Annotated in this window: 4 protein-coding genes; 3 read left to right on the top strand and 1 reads right to left on the bottom strand. The window is 65.5% G+C overall.

The genetic code is table 11. The annotated features are described in order from the left end of the window. Positions 1-49 precede the first annotated feature (49 nt). Positions 50-1069, bottom strand: coding sequence for a class II fructose-bisphosphatase (gene glpX / locus AC5RW2_RS41560; RefSeq protein ID WP_494030977.1), 1020 nt, complete (start codon positions 1067-1069; stop codon positions 50-52). A gap of 169 nt (positions 1070-1238) precedes the next feature. On the opposite strand from glpX, the gene AC5RW2_RS41555 reads away from it, so the two are divergent. The 3 genes from AC5RW2_RS41555 to AC5RW2_RS41545 all read left to right on the top strand — a co-directional run. After that, positions 1239-1820, top strand: coding sequence for a DUF4245 domain-containing protein (locus AC5RW2_RS41555; RefSeq protein ID WP_494030915.1), 582 nt, complete (start codon positions 1239-1241; stop codon positions 1818-1820). 25 nt (positions 1821-1845) lie between these two features. Beyond that, entirely contained in the window at positions 1846-2460 is a 615-nt protein-coding gene (locus AC5RW2_RS41550; RefSeq protein WP_494030914.1) for a carbonic anhydrase, read from the top strand. A 107-nt stretch (positions 2461-2567) separates the two neighbouring features. Further along, on the top strand, positions 2568-3495 hold a 928-nt coding region (locus tag AC5RW2_RS41545; protein WP_494075324.1), incomplete at its 3' end, for a class II fumarate hydratase.

Raw genomic sequence — 3495 nt, 5'->3', positions numbered from 1 at the left:
CCACACCTTCAAAGGTGCGGGCCGCCGTCGTCATTCATTCCAGTTGGGCTTAGGCCTGGCGGATCCAGCGCTCCCACTTGTTGGCCTGGTGCTCGCCGTCGACGAAGCGGATGGTACCGGACTTGGAACGCATCACGATCGACTGGGTCTTGACCCGGTTCTTGGCGTAGCGCACGCCGCGGAGCAGGTCGCCGTCGGTGATGCCGGTGGCGGCGAAGTAGCAGTTGTCGCTGGTGACCAGGTCGTGGGTGGTCAGCACGCGGTCCAGGTCATGGCCGGCGTCGATCGCCTTCTGCTTTTCCTCATCCGTGGTGGGCCACAGGCGGCCCTGGATTACACCGCCCAGGGTCTTGATGGCGCAGGCGGCAACGATGCCTTCCGGCGTGCCGCCGATGCCCATCAGCGCGTCTACGCCGGTGCCTTCGCGGGCGGCGGCGATGGCGCCGGCCACGTCGCCGTCGAGGATGAACTTGGTGCGGGCACCCGCAGCGCGGATCTCCTCCACCAGCGGGCGGTGGCGGTCGCGCTCCAGGATGCAGACGTTGAGCTGGCTGACCTTCACGCCTTTGGCCTTGGCGATCAGGTGCAGGTTCTGCTTGACCGGCAGGCGCAGGTCGACGACGTCGGCCGCTTCCGGCCCGGTGACCAGCTTCTCCATGTAGAAGACGGCGGAAGGATCGAACATGCTGCCGCGTTCGGCGACGGCCAGCACGGCCAGCGCGTTGTTCATGCCCAGCGCGGTCAGGCGGGTGCCGTCGATCGGGTCGACGGCCACGTCGCACTCGGGGCCGGTGCCGTCCCCGATCCGCTCGCCGTTGTAGAGCATGGGGGCTTCGTCCTTCTCGCCCTCACCGATGACGACGACCCCGTTGAAGCGCACGGTGCCCAGGAAGGAACGCATGGCGTCCACTGCGGCACCATCTGCCTTGTTCTTGTCCCCCAAGCCGATCCATTCGCCGCCGGCGATGGCTGCGGCTTCCGTCACGCGGACGAGTTCAAGGGCAAGGTTGCGGTCCGGTTCGTCTTCACCCACGGCCAGGGAAGCTGAAAGCTGTGAATAGTGCGGCATCTCTGTTGTTTCAGACACGAAAACCTCATCGTTCGAGCGGCAGTTGGATGGGAACCCGACTGGAAATCCAAATGGATTGCGGCGGAACCCGCTGCTTCGATCATAGTCGGAACCGGCCGCAGCTATGGCGGATATGACGCCGGCAGTGGTAATGAGCGAAAATGGTTGGGTGACTGAACAGCAACAAGCACCTGTCAAGCCGGTCCTCAGCGCCGCCGCGGCCAAGCGGGCCAATGCATCGGTGCGGGGAATGATCCTCGCGCTGCTCTGCAGCGTGCTCGTGTTCATTCCGGTGGTCCTGATCAACCCGGCCAACCGCGCGGAAACCTACGACCGGAATATTGACGTTGCCGCCATCTCGCAGCAAGTGGCGGCCAGCGCCGGCTACGCTCCGCTGGCGGTCAGCCTGCCGGAGGGCTGGACGTCGAACTACGCGCGCTGGAATGTCGGTGCGTCCGACGGCGTCCCCAACTGGGAAGTGGGATATATCACTCCTGACACCCAGTTCATCGGACTGACCCAGACCAACATTGCCAATGCCACCTGGATCTCCCAGCGCACCGACCAGGCGCCGGTGACCGGAGTGCGCACCATCGCGGGGGTGGACTTCGAACTGCGGGACCGCCCCGGCTCGGACACCAGCCTGGTGGCACGGATCGATGGATCGACAGTCCTGCTCAAGGGCACCGCCGAACTGGAGGAGTTCGACGTCCTCGGGGCCGCCATCGTCGAGGACCTGCGCGGAAGCTGAGCTCGCAGACAGTAAAGTAAGCAGGGTGACGACTACCCTCACCCCAACACAGGCCTGGCAACGCATGCTCGAGGGCAACGCCCGTTTTGTGGCCGGCCAATCCTCCCACCCCAACCAGGACGCCTCCCGGCGGGCCTCGCTGGTCAATACCCAGCACCCGTTCGCCGTGATTTTCGGCTGCTCCGATTCCCGCCTGGCGGCGGAGATCATTTTCGACGTCGGCCTCGGCGACGTTTTCGTCGTCCGGACTGCGGGGCAGGTGATCGACGATGCCGTCTTGGGTTCCCTGGAGTACAGCGTGGGGATCCTCAAGACTCCACTGATCGTGATCCTGGGCCACGACAGCTGCGGCGCGGTCACCGCAACCATGGACGCGATCAACACCGGCATCATGCCCAAGGGCTTCCTGCGGGATCTGGTCGAGCGCATCACGCCCTCGGTGCTGGCGACCATGCGGGAGGACGTCCATGACGTGAACTCGGCCGTCGTTGAACATGTCCGCCAGACCTCCCAGCGGCTGGTGGACAGTTCCCGGATCATTGCCGATGCCGTCGAGGACGGATCGGTGGCGGTCATCGGCGTGGCGTACCGGCTCAGTGAGGGCAAGGCCGAACTGGTCTCCGGCTTCGGCTCCGTGTGACAGCTACGAGATTGTGAGCTTCCTAACATGACGCCCCTGCGCCGCCCTGCCCACCGCAACAAATTCCCGGGCGGCGCAGAGCGCGGACTAACCTTGGTTCCATGACTGTGACTTCTGAACAAGAGTTCCGCATTGAACATGACACGATGGGCGAAGTTCGCGTCCCCGTGAACGCGCTGTACCGGGCCCAGACCCAGCGCGCCGTGGAGAACTTCCCGATTTCCGGCAAGACCCTGGAGCGCACCCACATCGAGGCCCTGGCGCGCATCAAGAAGGCTGCCGCCACCGCCAACGCCGAACTTGGCGTGCTCGACGGCGAGCTGGCCAAGGCGATCGAAGCCGCGGCCGACAAGGTTGCCGGCGGCGGCTTCGACGAGCACTTCCCGATCGACGTCTTCCAGACCGGTTCCGGCACCTCCTCGAACATGAACACCAACGAGGTCATCGCCGAACTGGCAACCCGCGCGCTGAAGGAATCCGGCAGCGACAAGACGGTCCACCCCAACGACCACGTCAACGCCTCGCAGTCCTCCAACGACGTATTCCCGACCTCTGTGCACGTGGCCGCAACCTCCGCGCTGATCAACGACCTGGTCCCCGCGCTCGAATACCTGGCCGCTTCGCTGGAACGCAAGGCCGAGGAATTCAAGACCATCGTCAAGTCCGGGCGCACCCACCTGATGGATGCCACCCCGGTCACCCTGGGCCAGGAATTCGGCGGCTATGCCGCCCAGGTGCGCTACGGCGTCGAACGCATCCAGGCCTCCCTGCCGCGCGTGGCCGAGGTCCCCCTCGGCGGCACCGCTGTCGGCACCGGCATCAACACCCCGGCCGGCTTCTCCGCCCGCGTGATCGAGCTGCTGGCCGCGGACACCAGCCTGCCGCTGACCGAGGCCCGCAACCACTTCGAGGCCCAGGCCAACCGCGACGGCCTGATCGAGGCTTCCGGCCAGCTGCGCAACATCGCATACTCGATCATGAAGATCAACAACGACCTGCGCTGGATGGGCTCCGGCCCCAACACCGGCCTGGGCG

The sequence above is a fragment of the Arthrobacter sp. B0316-1-20 genome, from assembly GCF_059091865.1.
The sequence above is the reverse complement of the archived record's forward strand: the minus strand, read 5'-3'. Positions and strand labels throughout refer to the sequence as shown.

Coding starts and splice junctions, on each gene's coding strand:
- glpX (WP_494030977.1), bottom strand. CDS start 1,069: ATGCCGCACTATTCACAGCTTTCAGCTTCCCTGGCCGTGGGTGAAGAC.